The organism is Halogranum rubrum (genome assembly GCF_900114455.1).
GTDB lineage: Archaea > Halobacteriota > Halobacteria > Halobacteriales > Haloferacaceae > Halogranum > Halogranum rubrum.
Map to the genome: position 1 here is coordinate 748,860 of NZ_FOTC01000002.1, position 22,441 is coordinate 771,300.

General features: G+C 63.6%; 24 protein-coding genes. 10 read left to right on the plus strand and 14 right to left on the minus strand.

Going from position 1 to position 22,441, the window contains the following annotated elements:
* Positions 1 to 51: 51 nt before the first annotated feature.
* Positions 52 to 1,329: a DUF7405 family protein gene (locus tag BM083_RS12140; protein ID WP_089869733.1), complete on the minus strand. Its 1,278-nt coding sequence runs from the start codon at positions 1,327 to 1,329 to the stop codon at positions 52 to 54.
* Between the two features lie 168 nt (positions 1,330 to 1,497).
* On the opposite strand from BM083_RS12140, the gene BM083_RS12145 reads away from it, so the two are divergent.
* The 4 genes from BM083_RS12145 (at position 1,498) to BM083_RS12160 (ending at position 4,765) form a co-directional block, all read left to right on the plus strand.
* Positions 1,498 to 1,836 carry a DUF7471 family protein gene (locus BM083_RS12145; RefSeq protein WP_009365834.1) on the plus strand — a complete coding sequence of 113 codons (339 nt, stop codon included), beginning with the start codon at positions 1,498 to 1,500 and terminating at the stop codon, positions 1,834 to 1,836.
* Entirely contained in the window at positions 1,833 to 2,354 is a 522-nt protein-coding gene (locus BM083_RS12150) for a winged helix-turn-helix transcriptional regulator (protein WP_009365833.1), read from the plus strand. Before BM083_RS12145 ends, BM083_RS12150 begins: the two co-directional genes overlap by 4 nt.
* A 70-nt stretch (positions 2,355 to 2,424) precedes the next feature.
* On the plus strand, positions 2,425 to 3,489 hold the full coding sequence (locus tag BM083_RS12155) for an iron transporter (RefSeq protein WP_089869735.1): 1,065 nt from the start codon (positions 2,425 to 2,427) through the stop codon (positions 3,487 to 3,489).
* 64 nt (positions 3,490 to 3,553) lie between these two features.
* Positions 3,554 to 4,765, plus strand: a complete 1,212-nt coding sequence (locus BM083_RS12160; RefSeq protein WP_089869737.1) for an MFS transporter — start codon at positions 3,554 to 3,556, stop codon at positions 4,763 to 4,765.
* 344 nt (positions 4,766 to 5,109) lie between these two features.
* Here the strand turns inward: BM083_RS12160 and BM083_RS12165 are convergent, their stop codons facing one another.
* The 3 genes from BM083_RS12165 to BM083_RS12175 all read right to left on the minus strand — a co-directional run bounded on the left by BM083_RS12165 (position 5,110) and on the right by BM083_RS12175 (position 8,316).
* Positions 5,110 to 5,502 carry a DUF8147 domain-containing protein gene (locus BM083_RS12165; protein ID WP_089869740.1) on the minus strand — a complete coding sequence of 131 codons (393 nt, stop codon included), beginning with the start codon at positions 5,500 to 5,502 and terminating at the stop codon, positions 5,110 to 5,112.
* A 329-nt stretch (positions 5,503 to 5,831) separates the two neighbouring features.
* Positions 5,832 to 7,163 (minus strand): hemolysin family protein, encoded by a 1,332-nt coding sequence (locus BM083_RS12170; RefSeq protein WP_089869742.1) that lies wholly within the window; start codon positions 7,161 to 7,163, stop codon positions 5,832 to 5,834.
* Positions 7,164 to 7,341: 178 nt separating this feature from the next.
* On the minus strand, positions 7,342 to 8,316 hold the full coding sequence (locus BM083_RS12175) for an aldo/keto reductase (RefSeq protein ID WP_089869745.1): 975 nt from the start codon (positions 8,314 to 8,316) through the stop codon (positions 7,342 to 7,344).
* Positions 8,317 to 8,458: 142 nt separating this feature from the next.
* Between BM083_RS12175 and BM083_RS12180 the strand changes: the two genes are divergently transcribed.
* On the plus strand, positions 8,459 to 9,598 hold the full coding sequence (locus tag BM083_RS12180; protein ID WP_143085721.1) for a bactofilin family protein: 1,140 nt from the start codon (positions 8,459 to 8,461) through the stop codon (positions 9,596 to 9,598).
* Between the two features lie 17 nt (positions 9,599 to 9,615).
* Here the strand turns inward: BM083_RS12180 and BM083_RS12185 are convergent, their stop codons facing one another.
* Positions 9,616 to 10,875: an RDD family protein gene (locus BM083_RS12185; RefSeq protein ID WP_177197617.1), complete on the minus strand. Its 1,260-nt coding sequence runs from the start codon at positions 10,873 to 10,875 to the stop codon at positions 9,616 to 9,618.
* Positions 10,876 to 10,955: 80 nt separating this feature from the next.
* Between BM083_RS12185 and BM083_RS12190 the strand changes: the two genes are divergently transcribed.
* Complete coding sequence (locus tag BM083_RS12190; protein WP_089869752.1) at positions 10,956 to 12,575, plus strand: acetate--CoA ligase; 1,620 nt, start codon at positions 10,956 to 10,958, stop codon at positions 12,573 to 12,575.
* Positions 12,576 to 12,604: 29 nt separating this feature from the next.
* Here BM083_RS12190 and BM083_RS12195 read toward each other — a convergent pair whose 3' ends face one another.
* The 7 genes from BM083_RS12195 to BM083_RS12225 form a co-directional block, all read right to left on the minus strand.
* Positions 12,605 to 12,811, minus strand: a complete 207-nt coding sequence (locus BM083_RS12195; protein ID WP_009365824.1) for a hypothetical protein — start codon at positions 12,809 to 12,811, stop codon at positions 12,605 to 12,607.
* 41 nt (positions 12,812 to 12,852) lie between these two features.
* Entirely contained in the window at positions 12,853 to 13,128 is a 276-nt protein-coding gene (locus tag BM083_RS12200) for a PRC-barrel domain-containing protein (protein ID WP_089869754.1), read from the minus strand.
* Positions 13,128 to 13,850: a ferredoxin--NADP reductase gene (locus BM083_RS12205; protein ID WP_089869756.1), complete on the minus strand. Its 723-nt coding sequence runs from the start codon at positions 13,848 to 13,850 to the stop codon at positions 13,128 to 13,130. The genes BM083_RS12200 and BM083_RS12205 overlap by 1 nt, the downstream gene beginning before the upstream one ends.
* 442 nt (positions 13,851 to 14,292) lie before the next feature.
* Entirely contained in the window at positions 14,293 to 14,487 is a 195-nt protein-coding gene (locus BM083_RS12210) for a cold-shock protein (protein WP_009365820.1), read from the minus strand.
* Positions 14,488 to 14,640: 153 nt separating this feature from the next.
* Positions 14,641 to 15,012, minus strand: a complete 372-nt coding sequence (locus BM083_RS12215; RefSeq protein WP_245756887.1) for a response regulator — start codon at positions 15,010 to 15,012, stop codon at positions 14,641 to 14,643.
* A 182-nt stretch (positions 15,013 to 15,194) separates the two neighbouring features.
* Positions 15,195 to 17,801: a heavy metal translocating P-type ATPase gene (locus tag BM083_RS12220; RefSeq protein WP_089869758.1), complete on the minus strand. Its 2,607-nt coding sequence runs from the start codon at positions 17,799 to 17,801 to the stop codon at positions 15,195 to 15,197.
* Between the two features lie 100 nt (positions 17,802 to 17,901).
* The gene (locus tag BM083_RS12225; RefSeq protein ID WP_089869760.1) at positions 17,902 to 18,492 is read right to left on the minus strand and encodes an AsnC family transcriptional regulator; all 591 of its coding nucleotides are present in this window, start codon (positions 18,490 to 18,492) and stop codon (positions 17,902 to 17,904) included.
* Positions 18,493 to 18,618: 126 nt separating this feature from the next.
* Between BM083_RS12225 and BM083_RS12230 the strand changes: the two genes are divergently transcribed.
* Complete coding sequence (locus BM083_RS12230) at positions 18,619 to 18,816, plus strand: heavy-metal-associated domain-containing protein (RefSeq protein ID WP_089869762.1); 198 nt, start codon at positions 18,619 to 18,621, stop codon at positions 18,814 to 18,816.
* A gap of 3 nt (positions 18,817 to 18,819) precedes the next feature.
* Here the strand turns inward: BM083_RS12230 and BM083_RS12235 are convergent, their stop codons facing one another.
* Positions 18,820 to 19,413 carry a peroxidase-related enzyme gene (locus tag BM083_RS12235; protein ID WP_089869765.1) on the minus strand — a complete coding sequence of 198 codons (594 nt, stop codon included), beginning with the start codon at positions 19,411 to 19,413 and terminating at the stop codon, positions 18,820 to 18,822.
* A gap of 77 nt (positions 19,414 to 19,490) precedes the next feature.
* Here BM083_RS12235 and BM083_RS12240 point away from each other — a divergent pair, with 77 nt between their 5' ends.
* The gene (locus BM083_RS12240; protein ID WP_089869767.1) at positions 19,491 to 20,228 is read left to right on the plus strand and encodes a GNAT family N-acetyltransferase; all 738 of its coding nucleotides are present in this window, start codon (positions 19,491 to 19,493) and stop codon (positions 20,226 to 20,228) included.
* Between the two features lie 11 nt (positions 20,229 to 20,239).
* Here BM083_RS12240 and BM083_RS12245 read toward each other — a convergent pair whose 3' ends face one another.
* Complete coding sequence (locus BM083_RS12245) at positions 20,240 to 20,749, minus strand: metal-dependent hydrolase (RefSeq protein ID WP_089869769.1); 510 nt, start codon at positions 20,747 to 20,749, stop codon at positions 20,240 to 20,242.
* 97 nt (positions 20,750 to 20,846) lie between these two features.
* Here BM083_RS12245 and BM083_RS12250 point away from each other — a divergent pair, with 97 nt between their 5' ends.
* Together BM083_RS12250 and BM083_RS23325 are read left to right on the plus strand one after the other, a co-directional pair.
* The gene (locus BM083_RS12250) at positions 20,847 to 21,992 is read left to right on the plus strand and encodes a mechanosensitive ion channel family protein (protein ID WP_089869772.1); all 1,146 of its coding nucleotides are present in this window, start codon (positions 20,847 to 20,849) and stop codon (positions 21,990 to 21,992) included.
* Between the two features lie 24 nt (positions 21,993 to 22,016).
* Complete coding sequence (locus tag BM083_RS23325) at positions 22,017 to 22,160, plus strand: hypothetical protein (protein WP_177197619.1); 144 nt, start codon at positions 22,017 to 22,019, stop codon at positions 22,158 to 22,160.
* The last annotated feature ends 281 nt before the right edge of the window (positions 22,161 to 22,441 follow it).

Consider the following 22,441-nt stretch of genomic DNA (forward strand, 5'->3'; position numbering starts at 1 on the left):
GGTGGTGCCGTTCTCCTACTTGAACTCTCTTCTCCTCTTCGAGCGGCGCGTTCACTCCCCTGTCGGCGTCGGGAACGAGCGCAGTCGTCGCGGCGGAACGAGGAAGTTACCGCGGCGACGGACGAAGATGTACTCCAGAATCCCGTTGTTCACCCGCTGACGGATGGCCGGATTCGAGGTCAGGTCCGTCCCGTTCATCGCCTCTCGAACCTCCTCGAAGACGGAGATGCCCGTCTGGAGCGAGGGGAAGTGGAGACTGGCGACGTCGTCGTCGGTCGACTCGAAGTGTCGCCGGAGGACGCGGACGTTTCCCTCCTCGTCGCGGTTGGCGCGGGCGGCCTTCTGGGCGTGGCCGACACGTCCGTACTGTTTGGCCTGTTCCTCGATAGATTCGATGATGTCGGGCGTGAGGCCGCTACTGTCGCCGAGGTTGTCGCCGACGCCGTCCACGAGTCCCTCTGCGGCGTGCCTCGGGCTGAACATCTCGGCGACCCGGTCCTCGAAGTCCTGTTCGACGTACCAATCGTCGAGACGCTGTCGGATGTTGGCGACGTGTTTCGTCGTGCCACCGGCGAACGGTCCGTCTTGGAGCGTGACGTAGTCCTCAGTTGCCTGATTCTGTGCGAATCCGGCTTTGAACCCCATAAACAGTGGTGACTGCTCGGGAACGGGTTTCGAGTCCGGAATCCCGGCGACGTCCTGTCGCTCGGCGGGCATCCCAGCCCCGACGAATCCGGTGCGCCGCGAGTCGACAGCGAGCACGTCGGTGAGCGGTGACTCCATCGTGACGGTGTTCGCGGTGTCGCGGTCGCCCGTGAGCGCCTCCTCGGCTTCGAGGAGAGCGTCGGCACGCGTCGACCCGAGGTGGAGGAGTGCGTCTTGTCGGTCGAACTCCGGGTCCTCGAACGGCGCGAGCGACCGCGGTTCGGGGAGGTCGAGGTCGTCGGGCAGCGACTCGTCGAACCGGTCGAAGTAGGCGGGCGAGTAGGCGATGGAGTAGACGAGACCCTCGTGGCTCCGCTCGTAGGCCCGGTCGAGCGTCGTGAGTGCCGACTCGAGTACTCGACGGTCGTCTTCGGTGGGCGGGCCGTCGTGGTCGAGGTTCACGTAGAGGAGGAGTTGGTGACGTGGCCCCTCGACGTTCCCAGCGTCGTCGTGCACGAGAACGTCGTTCCAAGCGTGCTGTCGCTCCGGAAGTGACGAAGGGTCGTCTGTTCCCTTCGGGATCGGTTCCTCGGCACGGCTCATGCACGCGGAGAGGGCGCTGGCGCCGCCGACGGCGACGGCCGCCTTCATGAACTCTCGACGCGAGGACGGCCCATCGAACATACGTCGGCTAGGGTGTTGCGGCGTTAAGGGATTCTGGTCCGTCTCCCGAATCTCGACAGCCACTCTTTCGAGAGCCACACCAATCGGCATTTGTCCCTCGGGCTACTACGGTGGCGCAATGAAGAGTCGGACGTCCTTCCGCCACGCTCTCACGCCGGAGGGCTGGGCGTGACCGGATATCTCGTGCTCCCCTGTCACGTCGTCGCGACGGTGACGCCGATGCTCGTCCTCGCCGTGTCGCTCGCCGGCCTCGGGTCGGCCGTCGTCGCGGGTCTCGGTATCGCCGCGTACGCACAGCGACGCTCGGGGTCGTACCTCCTCGTCGCGCTCGCACTCTCTGCGATACTGCTCCGGAGCGCCGTCGCCGTCCTCACTATCGGCGGTGTCATTCCGTTCACGACGCACCACACGGCCGAACACGCGCTCGACTTCGTGTTGGTCGCGCTGGTGCTCGCGGCCGTCTACTACGCTCGCCGTGTGGAGTCGGCCGCAGGGGTGGACCGATGAGCACGACGCGAACGCGAATCGCCCGCCACGTCCGTGAGAATCCGGGTGTCCACTTCAACGAACTCGTCCGCGGCACGGAGTTTGCTCCGGGTCAGGTCCAGTACCACCTCCGACAACTCATCGGCGCAGAGACCGTCTCCGTCGAAGAACTGTACGGTCGGACACACTACTTCCCGCCGACGTTCGACGAATGGCAACGCGGCGCGCTCGCACTCGTTCGCCGAGAGACGTCGCGCGACGTCATCGGCCACTTGCTCGAATACGGCCCCACCGCCCCGGCCACCGTCGCCGACGACGTCGGTATCGCTCGAAGTACACTAGAGTGGCATCTCGACCACCTCGTCGAGCAGGACGTCGTGACGAAAGAGCGCGACTCTCGAAACCGTGTGACGCTCGTCCTCTCTCGTCCCGACGCGACGGCCGAGTTGCTGGCGGCGGTGTCGCCGTCGCTTCCCGACCGCTTCCTCGACCGTTTTACGCGTCTCGTCGACGACCTGCTCGCGGGAGACGTAGAGTAAATCGGACTGAACGAAGCGTTCGAAGACTGGACCAGAACCCGTAACCCACCGAGATGCTAACTGACGAGTAATGCAACGACGCGCCTTTCTCGGGGCCGCTGGACTCGGTCTCACCGGATCACTCGCTGGCTGTACGGCCGTCTCCAACGTCTTCGAGACGACGAACAGCCGCGAACCGCCGCTGGTCGAAAATCGACCGGATGCCATCTACATTCCAACTCACAGAGAAGGAATGGAGATGGTCGGGATGGGCGACGCCGGCGGTCTGAAGGTCGGCTTGATGTACAGCTACGCCCACCGCTTCTGGACAGTGGACCCGGACGGCGGAAGTTACGTAGCCACCGAAGTCCCGCTCGAAGCCGACGACTCGATTCACCTCATGGCCGTCGTCTGGGAAGCGGAGACGGGCGTCGTGGTGCCCTCCACGGACGTCACGGTCGAACTGACCAACGACGACGGACTCGTCTACGAAGAGGTCGTCTACCCGATGTTCTCACAGCAGATGGGCGTCCACTACGGCGACAACGTTCCACTCCCTGGCGACGACATCTACACCGCGAAAGTAACCGTCGCTGGTCTCCCCTTCGAGCGGTTCGGCGCGTTCGACGGGCAGTTCGAGCAGGCCGCCACCGCCACCATCGAGTTCGACTACCGAGAGGGCCAGCGCAACGACATCCCGTACTCCCTCCTCGAAGACAAACAGGGCCAGCGCGGGACGGTTCCGCGGATGGAGATGGAGATGCCACAGGGCGTCGCCCCGAGTTCGCTTCCGGGCGAGACCATCGGCGAAGGAAAGACCGAGACACAGGACATCACGTTCCGCGCACAGGCAGCCACCGACGACCGATTCGGCGACACCCCGTATCTCCTCGTCTCACCGAAGACCCGCTACAACGGCTATCTGGTCCCGCAGATGGGGCTGTCGGCGACGGTCGAACGCGACGGCGAGACGGCGTTCGAAGGCGACCTGACGCCAGGGCTGGACCCCGAGGCCGGTCTCCACTACGGCGCCCCCGTCGAGAACCTCACTCCCGACGACACCGTCACCGTCACTATCGACGTTCCTCCACTCGTGGCTCGTCACGAGGGCTACGAGACGGCGTTCTTCGACGTCGGCAGCGTGACAGTCGAGTGAGAAGGCACGCCAGAGAGACGCCAAAGACGCCAAGGATTTGACGCCGCCGTTCCTCTCCTCTGCTATGGGTTCTCAGCGACGTGACCGCGTCGTCCTCGCGATGGCCGTCTGGGCGGTACTCGTCTCGCAAGTCCTCCTCTATCCGGGCATCGCGGACCTCGTCACCGCGCTCGGCGCGACGGGAGACCTCGACGCCGGGATGGTGTTTCTCGTCGCCGAGTTCGCCGCGTTCGTCCTCTTCGCTCCCGTCTGGGGTGCACTCAGCGACACCCTCGGCAGGCGGGTTCCGCTCGTCGTCGTCGGGGCACTCGGCGGCGCGGCGGCCTACCTCACCCTCGCCGCCGCGCCGACGCTCGGTCTCCCGTTCACGGCGGCGCTTCTCGTCCGCGCCGTCGGCGGCGCGTTCACCATCGGCGCGTTCTCGCTCTCCATCTCGATGCTCTCGGACCTCTCGGGAGGCCACGGGCGCAACATGGGCGCGGCGGGCATCGCCATCGGACTCGGCGCTGCGCTCGGTTCTGTCGTCGGCGGTCGACTCACCGTCGTCGACCCACTCGCACCCCTCGCCGCCGCCGCGGGCGTCCTCGTCGTCGTCGCCGGTCTCCTCGCCACCGTCACCGACCGCGCAGAACAGTCCGACGACGCGGACGTCGGCGCGGCGCTCGGCCGCCTCACCGACCGTCCGGCACTGCTCGTCCCCTTCGCGTTTGGTTTCATCGACCGCATGACGGCCGGATTCTTCGCACTCGTCGGCGTCTACTACTTCCGCGAGACGTTCGGTCTCGACGCCGCCGGAGCGGGCGCGATGCTGGCGGCCTTCTTCGTCCCCTTCGCCCTGTTTCAGTACCCCGCCGGAATCCTCTCGGACCGTGTCGGTCGATTTCTCCCCGTCGTCGTCGGGTCACTGCTGTACGGCGTCACTATCGTCGCCGTCGTCGTCGCCCCGACGCTCGTTCTCGCGGCGGGCACGATGGTCCTCGTCGGCGTCGCCGGGGCGCTCGTCGCTCCCGCGACGATGGCACTCGTGACGGACGTGGCCGCCCCCGAGGAGCGCGGTGCGGCGCTCGGCGGATTCAACGTCTTCGGGAGTCTCGGCTTTCTCACTGGATTCCTGCTCGGCGGCCTCACGACGGACCTCGCGGGCTACACACCGGCGTTCCTGCTCGTCGGCGGCGCGGAGATGGTCATCGCCGTCGTCGCCGCTCGGGCGGTCAAGCGCTTGGCGGACCAGACGATACTGGGCGAGAGCGGGTCGGTGTCGGTGGGTGACGACTGAGCGGATGGGCCGCGTGGTGACGGATGTTCGGGGTCGTGCTGCATAGAGTGTGTGAGTTTTGCAGAAGGTTTTGAGTATCAACCCTGCTCGTTCACCGAGGTAGGAGAGCCTGCGAGTCCAAGTGTCCCGACCAACGCTCCGACAAGCATAATGATAAGACCGAACTGACCGAGTTGTTCTGAAGCGCCCGCGAACACTGTTCTCCCAAGCAAAAGAAACCCACCAAATATTACGAGAAGAAGACCAAGGTGATACGTATTACTGGGCATAGAATTCAAGTAAAGTAATGCGCGATAAAGTTCGGTGCGTATCGCACAGCTATCGCCACCGGTTTGCGGTCGTACTCAGGCAGTTGCACCCCCTTCGTCGAGCCTTCCACGGATGGCTAGCAGAGCGACAACGACTGCGGCTACGACGCTCACACCGATATGGACGGGGAACGTAAATACCTCGTCGGCATATGGCATGTTGACGTAGCTCATTCCTGCGATTCCGACAAACGCGACACCGAACGTCGCGTAGGCGAAGAGGGCCAAAGCAGCGGTCCCGGAGAGTCGGTCACCGTACACACTGGTAATCCCACCTGCCAGCAATCCGACGACGACGCCGACGAAGACGCCGATGATACCGATTGCAGGGGCTTCGCCAGCCCCCAGCAGTACAATTGTCGCGGCACCAGCCAACAGGAAAGTCGTGATGGCGGTACCCATTCCAAGGGCGATCGTACGAGCGTTCATAGGTGAAATATCACCTCAAGAGATGATATAGCTGACAGCTGGTTCTCTGAAGCCGAGAACTCGCTCACGGATACGAGACGAACGCGTTTGATTTTGACTTCGTCTACTGGCGAAGATGAGTACAACGGCACCATCAGGCTCTATACACCCACTCTATACAGCACGCGACTTCTGACAGCGTTCGGTGAGGTTTCTCCGGTCGTGCTGAACTCGCCCCGCGTCTCTGGCACCGAGTTCCACGACGTATCCCGGCAGGTAGAGTTCCGTAACCGAAAACTGGACTCCTCGATCATCAGTTCGGTTCTCAGCGGGTTCGAGCCAGATTCTACTCAGTCCACCACCGAATCGTCTCCATCACGTTCGTAGACCCAGACCGTCGAAATTCGGGCCCCTTGGACGCCCGTCACCTCGACGACGTACCCGCCGACCTCGATGCGGTCGCCGCGTTCTGGTGCGCGATTGAGGCGTTCGAGTACCAGCCCACCGATCGTTTCGACTTCTTCGCTCGTGAAGTCTCCCTCGATCAAGTCGTTGACCTTCGACAACGGGACGCCGCCGTCGACGTCGTACCCGTCGTCGTCACGCTGGCGAATCGAGGGTTCGCGCTCGTCTACGTCGAACCCGTCTCGGAGATCTCCGACGAGTGCCTCGACGACGTCTTCGACCGTCGCCATCCCTTCGAACGTCCCCCACTCGTCGATAACTGCGGCCATCTGCTGTTGGTCTTCTCTGAACTGTCGCAGGAGGTCGCTCAGTGCCATCGTCTCGGGGACGACGAGGATTTCGCGGGCGATGTCGCCGACTAGCTCGGCGTCCCCGCCCTCCACCTCTGCCCGGAGAACGTCTTTCACGTCGACGAACCCAACCACCTGGTCGCCGTCGTCGGCATCGAGAACCGGATAGCGCGTGTGCCCGGCCTCGAGGATGATCGACTGAAGGTCGGCGAGCGAGGCATCCGCCCGAACACTCACCACGTCCGGTCGTGGGGCCATGACCTCTCTCACCACGACGTCGTCGAGATCGAAGACACGCTCGATCATCGCCACTTCCGAAACGTCGATGTCTCCTTCCTCACCGGACCGACTCAGTACCCGAAGGAGCTCTCGCTCCCCGAGCGTCTCCTCCGTCTCGGAAGCAGGTGGCACGCCGAGTGCTCGCGTGAAGGCGTTGGCGGCCCCGTTGAAGACGACGATTCCCGGATAGAGGATGTAGTAGAACAGCTTCATCGGCGGGGCGAGGAACAGCGAGAGTCGCTCGGTCTGGGCGATTGCGAGCGTCTTCGGCGCGAGTTCACCGAAGACGACGTGGAGGAACGTGATGAAACTGAAGCCGACCGCGAAGGCGACCAGGTGGATGAGGTTCGCGGGAAGAACCGGTGCCAGCACGGGCTCGATGAGTGACGCCACGGCCGGTTCGCCGACCCACCCCAACCCGAGCGAGGCGATGGTGATCCCGAGTTGCGTCGTCGCGAGATAGTCGTCGAGATCCGTCATCACTTCTTGGAGCGTCCCCGAGCCGGGGCGCCCCTCCTCGGCAAGTTGTTCGACCGAGGTCCCTCGTATCCGTACGAAGGCGAACTCTGCAGCGACGAAGAAACCGTTGAGTACCACGAGAGCCAGCGCAACGACGACCTGCGCCAGCGAGAGCGCGACGTTCACCATCGGTAGGGCTGGAGGCCACGGCTGTTCGTTTGTCGATTGTCCATACCTGTCCCTCTGGTTCCATCTACTAAAGTCATTTAAACTAGCTCGAAAAGCGAGGTGACCGTCGCGATTCCCGACCCAGACGTGGAAACCGCTCGACAGAGACGACAGAGACGACTGAGACGAGAGTCCCCGACTAGTCGTGACCCGACGCGCGGACCGGTTGGTACGGCTCTTCGAGATACTCCATGTCGCTCGAACTCAGTTTGACGTCCAACGCCTCGACGGCGTCTTCCAGATGCTCGATGCTCGTCGTGCCGACGATTGGCGCGTCCACCGAGTCTTTGTGGAACAGCCACGCGAGGCTGATTTGGGCCATCTTGACGCCCTTCTCGTCGGCGAGTTCCTGCACGCGCTCGTTGACCTCTTTCCCGCCGCCTTCGAGGTACGGGTGCTGGCGAGCCAAGTCGTCGGACTGGCCGCGCGTCGTCGCCTCCGACTCCTCGTGGGGCCGAGTGAGGTAGCCACGGGCCAGTGGCGACCACGGGATGACGCCGACGTTCTCCTTCGCACAGAGCGGGAGCATCTCGCGCTCCTCCTCGCGATAGAGCAGGTTGTAGTGGTTCTGCATCGTCTGGAACCGTTCGAGTCCGAGTCGTTCGGACGTGTGCAGCGCCTCTGCGAACTGGTGGGTCCACATCGACGATGCGCCGATGTAGCGCACCTTCTCGCGGCGAATCGCGTCGTCGAGGGCGGCGAGCGTCTGCGCTATGGGTGTGTCGTAGTCCCAGCGGTGAATCTGGTAGAGGTCGACCGTGTCCATCCCGAGTCTGTCGAGAGAGTGCTCCAACTCCTGTTCGATAGCCTTCCGTGAGAGGCCACCCGAGTTCGGGTTGTCATCGTCCATCTGGAAGTAGCCCTTCGTGGCGACGACGGACTCCTCGCGGCGGCCTTCGAGGGCTTTGCCGAGGACGCGTTCGGACTCGCCCATCGAGTACATGTTGGCCGTATCGAAGAAGTTGATTCCGAGGTCTATCGCCCGTTCGACGAGTTCGAGTCCCTCCTCTTCGTCGAGTACCCAGTCGCGCCAGTCGCTCGTCCCGAAACTCATACAGCCGAGACAGATGCGCGAAACCTCCATGCCGGTGTCGCCGAGGGTCGTATACTCCATGTGCGAGACTCACTGTCAACGCACAAAAGCGTCGGTTTCGCGGAAGACGAAGCGGAGTGCTGTCGCGTGCCACTGTCGATTTTATGCCGCAGACACGCGTCTCTACACTCGACGAGAGCGTTCCGCTCTCGTCGTGATTTCCATGACTCACAACGTTCGACAGATGGGGTACCGCCTCGGTGTCCTGCTCGTCGTGCTCCTCGTGGTGGCGGGGTCGGTCCCCACACTCGCCTTCGCACAGGAAACGAACGCAGACGAGACGCGTGCCGGCGGTATCGTCAGAATCGGCCCGGGCGAGACGGTTACGGGTGACCTCGATGCGACCGGTGGCACCGTTCTCGTCTCCGGAACGGTCGACGGTGACCTCGAAGCGGTCGGCGGCACCGTCGTCGTCTCGGGTACCGTCACCGGCGACGTCACGGCAGTCGCCGGGTCGGTCACCATCGAGGGTGACGTCGGCGGCAGCGTCGACGCTCTCGGTGGGAGCGTCGTCGTCCGCGACGGCGCGCGTATCGACGGGTCGCTCGAAGCAGCGGCAGGAGCCATCCGACTCGACGGTGAAGTCGTCGGGAACGCGCGTCTCGGCGGCGACGAGGTGGCGCTCGGTCCAACCGCCGTGGTCGGCGGGAACGTCGAGTACGACGCCGAAACGTTCGACGTCGCGCCCGGCGCATCCGTCGCCGGGACGACGACGCAGAACGACGACCTCTCGTTCGACGTCGGGTCGCCGTTCGCCGGTGGTGTCGACTTCGCGGTGCCGGCGATTCCACCAATCGTCGCCGTCGCTTACGGCTTCCTCGCGAACCTCCTGCTCGGCGCAGTCGTGTTGCTCGTCGCACCGCGCTTCGCCGAACAGGTCGTCGAGGTTGGAACGTCTCGGGCCGTCCAGAGCGGCGGCGTCGGTCTACTGACGTTGGTCGGCGTCCCAATCGTGCTGGTGATTCTGCTCCTCACCATCGTCGGGATTCCGCTCTCGCTGCTCGGGTTCGTCGTCTTCGGGTTCACGCTCTGGGTCGGTCAGGTACTCGGCGCGTATCTCGTCGGGACGAAGGCACTCGACATGGCCGACAGTAGCTCGCGGTGGGGTGCGCTCGTCCTCGGGTTGCTGGTACTCGCCGTACTCGGAGTTCTCCCATTCGGTCTCGGTGGTATCGTGAGCTTCGTCATCTTGCTGCTCGGACTCGGTGCGCTGGCACTCGTGCTGTACGAGCGGTCGCGTGGTGACCGTCGCCGGTCGGCCCCGGCCGTCGACGACGACCCGGGACGCCGACCGACGGCGTGAGTTCGGGATGTCCCGCTTCACTCCTTTTCGACTCGAACGACGAGCGTCCCGGCCGCGTGGTCACCGATTCGCCGTCCGCCGTCTGAGAGCAGCGCGACGACAGCGCCGAGTACGTACCCGACGATGCCGTCGACGGGACGCAAGAGCGTTCGAACGACTGCGTCACGACGCGAGAGCGACGCACCGTCGCCGGCGACGACGACGAGTCCCGTGACACGTTTACCGACTGTCTGTCCGCTCCGGGCTTCGAACCCGACCCAGTAGGCGGCCCATCCGAGGACGGCACCCACCAAGAATCCCGCCCACAATGCGGCGTCAGACCCGACTACGAGACGACCGAGGAGCGCACAAGAAGACCCAGCGACGAGAGTGACGACGCTGAGGACGCCCCAGTCAACGAAGAGGGCGACGACCCGTCGGCCGAACACGTCACCTGCGGTGTCGAGGTCACCTCGGACCGTCCGGACGCCGAACTTCGCGGGAACGCTCCCCTCGACGACGTCACCCTCACGGAGCCAACTCGGCACGTAGGAAGCGACGACGTCGACACCGCGGTCCTCGGCGGCCGTCGCGAGTCCAGCGAGATGTGCCCGACCGGTGGTGAGACACGCGCGGTCGTAGCCCTCCGCTTCGCAGCGTTCCGCGATACGCTCGACCATGACGTCGTTTCGGTGCGAAATCGTGCGGAAGATGGTGTAGAAGATTGCACCGAGTGCGACGTAGCCGAGTGTCCAACCGAGTAGCTCCTGCGACGAGAGAAACCACCACGACCCGACGAGTACGGGGAAGACGGCGACGACCCAGAACAGTCGATGGACGCGACGAGCCAGACTGAGTGCGGTCCAGCCACCGACGACGACACCGGCCGTCGCTCCGGTCGTGACCGGGTCGAGTGCGAGTATCACGAGAAATACGACCCACTCTGCGGCGGTTCGGAGCACACTGCTCTCGCCGAGTATCGAAATGACGTGGTCGTCGACCGGGTACAACGGGATATCTCGCTCTCGGTGGAGTTTACGCGCGGCGACGACCTCTGCCGGAACGATATCGCGGTTGAACAGTGCGTAGCCCGGCATGTGGAGGAGCGTGACGAGGAGCATACCGAGTGCCGACACCGGTGCTCGTGCCAGTGCTCGTCCGACCGTCGGAAACGAGATACCGTCGACCGGGTACTCGACGAACAGCGCGTCGGCTCCTTCGGAGAACCGTGACAGTTCACTGATGACCTTTCCACGACGGTCGATGTGAACCGCTCCGAAGAGGGCCAGTTTTGTCATCATCCGGACCTCTCACGGATGCGATAAAATCACACCGACTCTACCCAAATGATTATCCGTGGGCTTTTCGACTCTCGGCTATGGCAATCGAGTACGACGACGCCGTCGCAACGTTCGAGTGGGACATCCCCGACGACTACAACCTCCCGTCGGTCATCGAGTCCCACGCGGACTCCTTCGGCGACCGAGTCGCCGTCTACTTCCGCGACTCTGACGGCACACGCGAAGAGCGGACTTACGACGACATCCGCCGCGACATGAACCGTTTCGCCAACGCCCTGGCGGAACTCGGCGTCGGCAAGGGTGACCGCGTGATGCATCTCTTTCCGCGCCACCCCGATGGCTTCGCCGTCCAACTGGGCGCGCTGAAGCGCGGCGCGCTTCTCGTCCCCTGCTCGGAGATGCTGAAGCCGAAGGACCTCCAGTTCCGCGCCAACGACTGTGAGGCGACCACCGTCGTCGCCCACGCCGACCTGACGGAGATGGTCGACCCTATCGCCGACGACTCGCCGCTCGACACCTTCATCTCGCTCGACGGTGCGTCGGGTGACTGGCAGGCGTTCTCGGACCTCCTCGACGGCCAATCCGGCGAACACGACGGCCCCGCCATCGCGGCAGAGGACCCGATGTCCATCAACTACACCTCGGGAACGACGGGCAACCCGAAACCCGTCCGGCACAAGCATCGCTGGATGCGCTGCTTCGAACTCGTCAACGGCCCGTACTGGTGGGGTGTCACGGCCGAGACGGACTTCGACGACGAACTGCTCTGGGCGACGACGGGGACCGGATGGGCCAAGTGGTTCTGGAGCCCCGTCGGCGTCGGCCTGACGACCGGTGCCTCCCAACTCATCTACGAGGGAGAGTTCGACCCCGAGACGTTCTTGCAGGTGATGGACGAGGAGGGAGTCACCCGTCTCTGTGCCGTGCCGACGCAGTACCGCATGTTCACACAAGTGGACCTCTCGGGCTACGACATCGACCTGCAGTCGGCGCTCTCGGCGGGCGAACCGCTCAACCGTGAACCCATCGAGCGCGTCGAGGAGGCGTTCGGCGTCACCCCGCGTGACGGCTACGGTCAGACCGAGACAGTCGCACTCGTTACCAACTACCCCGGTATCGACGTCCGGCCCGGAAGCATGGGCAAACCGACGCCCGGCCTCGGCACGACCATCATCGACGACGACGAGAACGAACTCGACGCGGGCGAAATTGGCGAAATCGCCGTTCCCGTCGGCTGTCCGGGCATCTTCGACGGCTACTACGAGAAGCCAAACCTCGACGAGAAGACGTTCTCCGGCGAGTACTACCGAACCGGCGACTTGGCCTCTCGCGACGAGGACGGCTACTTCTTCTTCGAGGGCCGCGCCGACGACATCATCATCTCCGCGGGCTACCGTATCGGCCCGTTCGAAGTCGAAGACGCGCTCATCTCGCACCCCGCCGTCGCCGAGGCTGCCGCCGTCGCCAGCCCCCACGAGGAACGCGGCGACGTCGTGAAGGCGTACGTCATCCTCGCGGAGGGCTACGACGCGAACGACGAACTCGTCGACGAGCTACAGAGCTTCATGAAAGCGGAGACGGCACCGTACAAATATCCGCGTCGAATCGAGTTCGTCGACGAACTCCCCAAGACGTCGAGCGGGAAGATTCGCCGTATCGAACTTCGCCAGCGCGAAGTCGACCAGTTCGGGCAGTAACGTCTTCGAGTAGCGCTGATTCTCCTCGTTTAGCTGTCCGCGCCGTCACGGAAACTCGCCGTGTAGACGAAGAACGCACCGGTCGCGATGACGAACGTGAGAAACGTCACGAGCGACAGCACCGTCGCGATTGGTTCGAGTGGAGAGAGAAACTCTGCACCGGTAGTGTCGAGGACGAGAATCGCGAGAAGTGCAGCGACGAGTGCGAGCAACCAGTTCGTCAAGACGTTGTCCATGGACCCGTCGACACAGCCCCGACGGTAAACGCTGTCGACGGTCAGAGACGCTTCAGGCGGACTTCTTCGTCCGTCACCGTCGAAATCTGTTCTTTCCGTATCGTCGAGGTGGCTCCCCGCTCGACGCCGAACCCCTCTCGGATCGAGTCGGAGAGCGTTTCGTCGGCTTCGAGTGTGGCCGCGCCGTCGGCGACGGCTGTGACCGTGCCGATTCGTTCTCCGTCGTCTGTGACAACCGGCTTGCCGTCGTCGTCCTCGCTGAACTGATGTGCCGTACCGTAGGGTGCAGTCGGCGCGTAGGTGTGTCTCCCGGCCATCAGTTCTCTGCTTCCTCCGCTTCGTCTACAACCTCGTCGTCTTCCCAGCCTTCGGTGTAGATACGCTCGTCGTCGACGCCTTCGTCTTTCAACAGCTCCGTCGTGTCGACGACCATCTCCGGGACGCCACAGACGTAGAAGTCCGTGTCGTCGAGCGTGTCGAGTTCGTCGACGACGTGGTCTTGGACGTGACCGGTCGGACCGTCCCACTCCTCGTCGGACAGCGTGTACGTGACTTCGACGTTCTCGTTACTCGCCGCCAGTCGGGTGAACGTCTCGCGGTAGATGAGGTCCTCCTGTGTCTTCTCGCCGACGAACAGGTGGGCGGTCCCCGTGCCCTCCTCGGCGTAGGCATCGAGCATCGCCGCCATCGGCGTGATTCCCGTCCCGGTGGCGACGAAGGCGACGTCCGAGTCGAAGTCGCGGACGTAGAGTTCCCCCTCGACGTCACCGACGTCGACGGTGTCACCACGCTCTCGTTCGTGCATCCAAACAGATGCGGTCCCATCGTCGTACCGACGGATGGCGAGCGTCAGTTCGTCGGTTCCGGGGCGGTTGGTCGCCGTGTAGGGACGAACGACCTCCTCGCCGTCCTCCTCGAAGTGGACGGTCGTGTGTTGGCCGGGGCGAAACTCGAAGGTGTGGTCGTCTGCGACGAGGCGAAACTGCTTCACGTCGGGCGTGACCTCGTGGACGTCGGCGACGGTCGTCTCGTACGTCATCTACCGGGTCGACTCTCGGAACGCTCAAAGGCGTGACGGCCAGTCCAACGCTCGAAGCTGCCGAATCCGGCATATTCAATTCTTCAGTTAATACCAGAACTCTGGGTGTTTCGGGAGTACCGGCTGGTCGACGAACAGCAACTCCTAGGGTCCGAGTGCTTCGACGAGTCGCTGGCAAGTGACCTGTGGGTAACAGCACGAGAGTCGTCGCTGTCGGGCAGGAGCGACTGCGAAAAAACCACGTGTGGATACTACGCCACGACCGGTGTGGGTTGACAGACCGCGCACGGTGTGCGCAAGACTACCATTGCTCACACACGGTCTTGACTGTATCGCTCAGACAGCCGACACTGTTCAGTAGTGTCCATCACCGTCCGTCGGTGGATACCGACTCCGCGAGGTGCTATCGGGACACTCCGAACAGACCGGTTGCGAGACCGTCTTAGAGCCGTTCGACGTTCTTCGCTCGTGGTCCCTTGTCCGCTTGTTCGATGTCGAACTCGACTTCCTGTCCTTCTTCGAGGTCCGGGCCGCCGACGTCCTCCATGTGGAAGAACACGTCGTCGTCTGCGTCGTCCGTCTCGATAAATCCGTAGCCGCCTGTGTCGTTAAAAAACGCCACTTTACCTTTCGCCATACGGTGAACGAGACGTCACTTGTGAGTATAAGACTTGTGGCAACTGGCAGTACCATCCGGAACAAATAGACGTCTCTCGCCGTTGGAAGGTCGATTTCGAGCACTCTGATCTCGTGACGCTCGCTCTGCACTCTAAGGACGTCGGCACTCTCCTTAGTGTACTGTGACGAGCGTCTGCACCGACTGTCGAAGCTCTCCCTTTCGGACCGGTTTCTCCAGCAGTTGCCGGGCACCGATAGAGAGGGCTTTCTGTCTGACCCCGCTGGGGAGCCGTTTCGCGAGGACGAGAATCGGGACGCCGAGCGACTGCAGACGCTCGCAGCGTGCCCAAATCTCTGCGGTGAACCCGTCGATGTCGAGGACGGCCAGCGAGACACCGTCGGCCTCCTGGAGCAACGCGTCGAACTCTTCGACGTCGTCTGCGGTCAGGACACGATACCCTGCCTCGTCGAGGAGTCCTCTCATCAGTTCGAGATTTCGGCTGCGGGAGGCGACGGCGAGGATGAGCGCGTCGCCAGCCATCATCGGCCTCCTCGCGCCCCAGACCGGGGGATTGCTCGACTACGTTGCGAAACTCGCGCTACCCAGCCCTGCTGTCGTGACTGACGTCTCTGTCCTCCGTCTACCGACGTTCCCCACTCCTCTCCACCCATTGTGGGTTCACACTCGCCGCAGTGACTAAACGTTGTTTGCCGTTCGACCGAACGCTACCGTCTGCGGAACGCGCCGAGCAAGCGATAGCGTTTCTCTGGGTCGTACCGGCGGAAGACGAGACTGTTCGCCAACACCGAGACGCTGGAGAGCGCCATCGCACCGGCCGCCAACACCGGTTGGAGGAGGCCGAGCGACGCCAGCGGAATCATCGCCGTGTTGTAGCCGAGCGCCCAGAAGAGGTTCTGCTTGATCTTCGCCAGCGTCCCCTCGGAGACGTTGATGGCGCGGAGCACGTCCGCCGGGTCGTCGCGCATGAGCGTCACGTCCGCCGCCTCGATGGCGACGTCCGTTCCGCTACCGAGTGCCGTCCCGACGAAGGCGGCGGCGAGTGCGGGTGCGTCGTTGACGCCGTCGCCGACCATCATCGCACGTCGACCGTCGGACTGGATGTCCTCGACGACGCTCGCTTTGTCCTCCGGGAGCACGCCCGCTCGGACGTTCTCGGGGTCGATACCGACCTGCTCGGCGACGGCGCGCGCCGTCCGCTCGTTGTCGCCAGTCACGAGCATCACGGTGAGGCCACGCTCGCGGAGCGCGGAGACGGCCGTCTGCGACTCGGATTTCACTTCGTCGGCGACGGCTAACACGCCGAGTAATCGACCCGTCTCTGCGTCGTCGGGTACGCGAGCGACGAGCATCGCCGTCTTCCCCTCACGTTCGAGCGTCGCCATCGTCTCCTCGGCGGGCGACGGGTCGACGTCGTACTCGCGGAGCAGTTCGGGTTTGCCGACGAGGACGTCGCCGTGGTCGGTTCGTGCACGGATTCCCTTCCCGGCGACGTTCTGCAGCGCGGCCGGGTCGGAGACGTCGATACCGCGGTCTCTCGCGCCCTCGACGACGGCTTCGGCGATGGGGTGTTCGCTCCCTGCCTCGGCGCTAGCCGCCACGTCGAGCAGGAACTCCTCGGTCAGTTCGTCACCCTCGTACTCACTGGTGTCGTCTGTACTGACGACACCCGACCCGTCGGTCTCGGGTCGGAGCACCCGCACGTCCGTGAGCGTCATCTCGCCTTTCGTGAGCGTGCCGGTCTTGTCGAAGATGACCGTGTCGACGTCGCGAACGCGTTCGAGCACGTCGCCGCCTTTGAACAGGATTCCGTGACTCGCGCCGATGGCGGTTCCGACCATCGTCGCCGCCGGCGTCGCCAGCCCCAGCGCACAGGGGCAGGCGATGAGCACGGCGCTCGCGAAGACGATGATGGCGAACTCGGCCGACGAGACGGCACCGGGACCGCCCGCGACGAGTCCCCACAGCGGCAGCGAGTCGACGAACCCCGCGAGTACGTTGGGGAACAGATACCAGACGGCACCCCACAGGAGCGCGTTCAGGATGACCGCCGGGACGAAGTAGGCGCTGATGCGGTCGGCCAGCGTCTGAATCTCGGGTTGGCGACTCTGGGCGTCCCGAACCATCTGGACGATTTGCTGAATCGCCGTCTCCGACCCGACTTTCGTCGCTCGGACGTAGACCAGACCGGTCTCGTTGATGGTCGACCCGACCACTTCGTCGCCGGGTTCCTTCTCGACGGGAACCGACTCGCCGGTGACCATCGACTCGTCGACGGCCGTACTTCCGTCGATGACTTCGCCGTCGGTCGGAACTTTCTCGCCGGGTCGCACTTTCAGTACGTCGCCGACTTGGACCTCTTTCAGGGGAACCTGTCGCTCGTCGACGAACTCGCCGTCTCGTTCACTCACGACCGTCGCTTCGTCGGCTTCGAGTTCGAGCAACTGCTCGATGGCCGCCCCCGCCTGACTCTTCGAGCGGGCTTCGAGATAGTTGCCGAGCGTGATGAACGTCAAGATGAGCGCGGCGCTCTCGAAGTAGAGGCCGCCCGCGACGAAGCCGAAGAGGACGGCAAGACTGTATCCGTAGGCCGTCGACGACCCCAGCGCGATGAGGACGTCCATGTTGGCAGTGCGGTTCTTGACGAGCGCTTTGTAGGAGTTGACGTAGAACTCCTTGCCGAGAGCGACTTGAACGGGTGTCGACAGTGCCAGTGCCCACCACCCTCTCTCGACGCCGAAGAGCGTCTCGGGCACCGGAAGCCCAACCAGTTCGCCCATCATCAGCACCGAGAGCGGAATCGCGAACGCCGCCCCGAACAAGACGAGTCGAAGCTGTCGCTTCACTTCGGCGTCGCGGGCGCGCTTCCGACGCTCGGATTCGTTCTCGTCGCCGCCGGTGTCACGGACGGGCGAGTAGCCCGCGTCCTCGATGGCGTCGTAGATGGCGTCGCGGTCGGTGGCTGCAGGGTTGTACCGAACCTGCGCCTCGTCGGTGGCGTAGTTCGCGTCGACCGAGACGACACCCGGAACCTTCGAGACGGCCGATTCGACCGTCTGCGAGCAGTTCGCGCAGGTCATGTCGGTGATGCCGACCGAGAGCGTCTCGGCGACCGGGTCGTATCCCGACTCCTCGATGATTTCGTACACCTCCGCCAGCGATATCTGGTCGGGGTCGTACTCGACGGTCCCCTCGTCGGTTGCGTAGTTGACGTTTACCTCCCCGATTCCCTCCCGCCGTGTCAGTGCTTCCGTGATGGTAGACGAGCAGTTCGCACAACTCATCCCACCAATCTCGACCCTGACTCGTTCCATTGCAGTCACTTGGTACTACATAAGGGTCCCCTACTCATGCGGATTGTGACTCAGAAACTGTGGGTCGAAGTGGCCGAAACTTTCGTTTTTAATGTCCCGTCTACGCGCCGCTCTGGAGACGCTCGAACCGGTCTTCGAAGTTCGCGAGACAGGTGCCACAACAGAAGTGATACAGTTTGTCGTCGAGGCGGGCGGACTCGCCCTCACTCGTGACGTGATTACCGCACTCTGCGCAGGTGAGTGCCAACGTCGCATCACCGAGCGAGGGCGACCACTCGGACCCTCGGAGCAGGCGTACGTCCACGTCTCGGACCTGTTCGAGGTCGATTGCCTCGGCGAGGAGGCCGGTCACGTCGCCGTCGCGGACCGTGGCCTGCACGACGACTGCGCCGTCGGCCGTCTCGAAGGTGTGCTCGACGGCGTCGAGTTCGCCGAGTGCCGTCGCCACCTCGCCAGCGCGGTCCACCGGAACGTCGAGTTCGACGAGGACGGGGACGCCGGTGTTTAACAGCGAGCGGTCGACGTCGACGGTGAACCCTCGGACGACGCCCAGTTCGCGCAGACGGTCGATACGGTCGGAGACGGCCGGGGCGGAGAGGTCGACGTGGTCGGCGATGTCGCTGTACGGTCGCCGAGCGTCGTCGACGAGCAATCGGAGGATGTGACGGTCGGTGTCGTCGAGGTCACGCATGGTCCACCGTACTCGCTCGTCCGGGAAAGCGATTTCGTGCGGACTTTAGATTCGAAAGTCAATGCCGGACGAGACATTCGTCGTGAAACGAAAAGGGAGTAAACGACGTCACCTATAGACAAGGATATGACGACGACACTCACCGTCGAAGGGATGAGTTGCGGTAGCTGCGAAGCGGCCGTCGAAGCGGCGCTGGAAGGCGTCGACGGCGTCACGGACGCGGCGGCGGACCACGAGCAGAACTCGGCCACCGTCGAGGGCGACGCCGACCCGCTGGACCTCGTCGTCGCCGTCGACGGCGCTGGCTACGACGCGCAGGCGTAACGGTTACTCGCGCTTCTCGCGCGCCATCCCGTGGAACTCGTCGTTCGGTCGCATGTCGGCGAACATCGCCATTCGGTTCGAGAGGTTGAAGAATGCCGTGACGCTGGCGATGTCCCAAATCGCCTCCTCGCTGTAGCCGACTTCGCGGAGGTCCTCGATGTCGCGTTCGGTCACTTTTGCGGGTTCTTCGGTGAGTTTCACGGCGACGTCGAGCATCACTAGCTGTCTCTCGCTCACGTCGGCCTGTCGGTAGTTGGCGACGAGTTGGTCGGCCAGTTTGGGGTTCTTACTGTAGATACGAAGCAGCGCGCCGTGGGCGACGTTGCAGTAGTAGCAGTGGTTGACGCCCGAGACGGCGACGACTATCATCTCTACCTCGTCTCGGTCGAGTGCGGTATCCTCCACGAGCGCGTCGTGGTAGTCGAAGAACGCCCGGAAGTGCGAGGGCTTGTAGGCGAACGCCGAGAAGACGTTCGGCGTGAATCCGGCGCGCTCCGTCTCCTCGGCGATGCGCGCCTGGAGGTCCTCTGGAATGTCGTCGAAGTCGGGGACGGGGAAACGTCGCATCGCGTCGTCGTCGAGTGTCTGCTCGGACATGGGACGTGGTTAGATGTCACACCACTTAACGGTAGGTTGCCGAACCGTTCACTACCCGCCCATTCATCATCTCGAATATGCTCACCGAGACACGCGACGCCGTTGACGGATACTGGGCCGATGCGCTCGGGTGTTCACGTGCTGTCTTGCGACAGGAGGGCCTCTCAGTCGTCGAAGGTCCGGCCGACGAGGTCGAACTCGTCGCACGTGGCGACTCGGTGGTCGTCGCCGTCGGTTCGAGTCGGACGAATGTCGTTCGTGACGCACTCGCCGGACTCTCAGCCACGGCTGCCGTCGACGCCGACGTACTCACTGCTCGGTTCGCCTCTATCGGTATCCCCGTGAACGAAGTTCTCGGTCCCGCGTATCTCGGCTACGCGGACGACTCGACGCTCTGGCCAGTCGACGCGTCGACACGCCCAACTGTCGAAGATACGGTGCGAACATTGACCGAAAGCGACAGCGGTGCCTACGACCGGTTTCGTGCGGCGTGCTCCGACGACGAGTGGGACGCTGGTGGGTCAGACCTCGTTCCAGAGCGCACCGTCGGTCGGTTCGTTGACGGAAACCTCGTCGCCCTCGCTGGTTACACGGTGTGGGACGACACGCTCGCCCACATCGCCGTCGTCACCCACCCAGACCACCGGAACGAGGGCCACGCCCAAGCGGTCGTCGGACGAGTCGCACGGGTCGCACTCGACGACGGACTCGTCCCGCAGTACCGGACGCTCGACGCGTGGCCGTGGTCGATACAGGCGGCGACGAACGTCGGGTTCGAGCGCTGGGGGACGAGCCTCCTCGTCCGATTCGACTGAGGCTTCGAGCGTCAGATTCCGCGAATCGCCAGCACCGTCGCCGCGGCGACGGCGAAGACGCCTAGCACGAACAACCCGTAGTTCCAGAGCGTGTTCTTCGCGGGCGTCAGCGACAGCGAGTAACGCTTCTTCGACACCGGCCACAGGAAGTTCACGCCCATCGGGGTGATGACGTCGCCGAGGAGGTGTGTGACGACGGTGAGAGAACCGAGAAAGAACCCGAACGCGGCCAGACCGACCGTCCCGAAGCCGTCGATGGTGGCCGTCAGGCCGAGACGCTGCCCGAGAAAGCCGCCGACTGCGGCGAACACGCCGCCAACGAGTGCCGCGAAGAGAAGCGAGTGCGTCGGCCCGCGGTGAGAGATGCCCGGTACTCGGTGGTCGACGTCCGGCAACATCGACAGCCACAGCATCGTCGCGCCGGTGACGAACGCGAGTTCCACTGCGCCGGCGGTGACGAGCAGAAAGCCGAGAGGCGCGAAGACGAGCAGCGAAATCCCGAAGTGGCCGAAGCGGTACATGGTCACAGATTGCGTGAAGGCGGACAAAAACACACGGGTTCTACCGACACTCGCTCGACGGTGTACATTTATACGGCCACCTTTCCACCTGCAGGTCGTGCTTCAGACGCTCGAGTTTCTCTCCGGTCTCCCGCCGCTGCAGGCGACGTTGCTCGTCCTCGTGCTCTCTCTCGGCGCGGCGTTCGTCGTCGAGTTCGTCGTACTTCGGTTCGCCCGGCAGTTGGTGAGCGAGACGAACACCGAGTTCGATAACATCCTCCTCCAAGAACTCCGCATCCCCGTCGTCGTCACCGTCGCCCTCGCGGGCGTCTTCGTGTTGACACGACTCCCCGCCTTCAAATCGGGTGTTCTCTTCACACCTGCCGAACTGAAAGCGTTCTTCGACAACCCTGCGCTCACGATTATCGTCCTCGTGTGGGCCTACGCGCTGAACCAGATGGTCAACCGGTTCGTCGAGGCCGTACAGGACCGAGGGCCGCGCTTTGACTTCGCGCCGGTGTTCTCGAACATCTGGACGCTCGTGGTCCTTGTCGGGGCGGCCGGGCTGATTCTCCACGTATGGGAGATAGAGATCACACCGCTGCTCGGGGCGGCGGGTATCGTCGGCATCACCGTCGGCTTCGCCGCGAAAGACACCGTCGCCAACTTCTTCGGCGGCATCGCGCTCTACTTCGACGACACGTACAAAATCGGCGACTTCATCGAACTCGACTCCGGGGAGTCCGGCAGCGTCGTCAAAGTCGGTATTCGGTCGACGATGTTGCTCACACGAGACGAAGTGCTCATCACCGTCCCGAACTCGGTGCTCAACTCGGCGAAGATTATCAACCGGTCGGCACCGCAACACCGAAAACGGATTCGCGTCCCCATCGGCGTCGCCTATGGCACCGATATCGACGAGTTCGAGGACCTCGTCGTCGACATCGCTCTGGAGGAGAACCTCGCACTCGACTCCCCGAAACCGCGCATGCGTCTCCGTCGCTTCGGCGACTCCGCACTGGAGTACGAACTCCTCTGTTGGGTGAACAACCCGACGAAAGAAGCGCGTGCGAGACACTTCTTGAACCGCGAAATCTACAAGGGGTTGAACGAGTCCGGTATCGAGATTCCCTACCCGAAGCGCGACCTGTCGGTGCAGTTCGCCGAAGACGGGCGACGACTCGCCACCGCTGCGAACGCCGACGGTGAGGTGGCCAACGGCAACGACGTCGGAGACGAGGCGAGCAACAGACGGGAGCTTTAATCTCCCCCGTCCGTTCTACCCACTGTGCTCCAACTCGGCCCCCTCTCGGACCTCATCAGCGTGTTCGGGCCGTTCGTCATCCCGGTCCTCCTCTTCGCCTGTGGCTTCGTCGGCTATCTGATTCTCGTCCTTCTCGGTCGTGCTGGTCTCGGGAACGGCGGGCAGTAAGTACGTGACTGTGAGACACGACGGCGCCCAGTGGATGCTCGACTTGACGACGAGAGCCGTCTCGATGGAATCCCCGGTGGACGGATGGTTAACCTCCACAAAAACACTCGCTAAGGTCTCGTTTCGTTTTCGGTCGTTCTGCTTACCCACAATACTTGCGAAGAGATAGCGACGTTCGGGGGAGCTTTCCACAGAGGACACCGACCGCGAAACGTCACTACTCGTCGCCGAATCTCGTCGAATGACTGCTTCCCGCCCGCCACACAGACGTTCCCCGGTTC